Genomic DNA, 827 nt, shown 5'->3' with positions numbered 1-827 from the left:
GAAATGCGATGTGTGGAACTAAGCGTGCGACAAGTAGGGCGGGACACGAGAAATCCTGTCTGAATATGGGGGGACCATCCTCCAAGGCTAAATACTCGTAATCGACCGATAGTGAACCAGTACCGTGAGGGAAAGGCGAAAAGAACCCCGGGAGGGGAGTGAAATAGATCCTGAAACCGTGTGCATACAAACAGTAGGAGCGGACTTGTTCCGTGACTGCGTACCTTTTGTATAATGGGTCAGCGACTTACATTCAGTGGCAAGGTTAACCATATAGGGAAGCCGTAGAGAAATCGAGTCCGAACAGGGCGATAGTCGCTGGGTGTAGACCCGAAACCAAGTGATCTACTCATGGCCAGGATGAAGGTGCGGTAACACGCACTGGAGGTCCGAACCCACTAATGTTGAAAAATTAGGGGATGAGCTGTGGGTAGGGGTGAAAGGCTAAACAAACTTGGAAATAGCTGGTTCTCTCCGAAAACTATTTAGGTAGTGCCTCAAGTATCACCATCGGGGGTAGAGCACTGTTATGGCTAGGGGGTCATCGCGACTTACCAAACCATTGCAAACTCCGAATACCGATGAGTGCGAGCTTGGGAGACAGACGTCGGGTGCTAACGTCCGGCGTCAAGAGGGAAACAACCCAGACCGCCAGCTAAGGTCCCAAAGATTGGCTAAGTGGAAAACGAAGTGGGAAGGCTAAAACAGTCAGGATGTTGGCTTAGAAGCAGCCATCATTTAAAGAAAGCGTAATAGCTCACTGATCGAGTCGTCCTGCGCGGAAGATGTAACGGGGCTAAGCCAGTCACCGAAGCTGCGGATATGCG

General features: G+C 50.8%; 1 rRNA gene. It reads left to right on the top strand.

What is annotated here, in order from left to right:
- A 23S ribosomal RNA gene (locus D0T21_RS31490) occupies positions 1-827 on the top strand; the annotation flags it as partial.

Origin of the sequence: Duganella sp. BJB476 (genome assembly GCF_003416895.1) — a bacterium.
In the GTDB taxonomy this organism is placed as follows: domain Bacteria; phylum Pseudomonadota; class Gammaproteobacteria; order Burkholderiales; family Burkholderiaceae_D; genus Rugamonas.
This window is presented reverse-complemented; position numbering and strand designations above follow the sequence as displayed.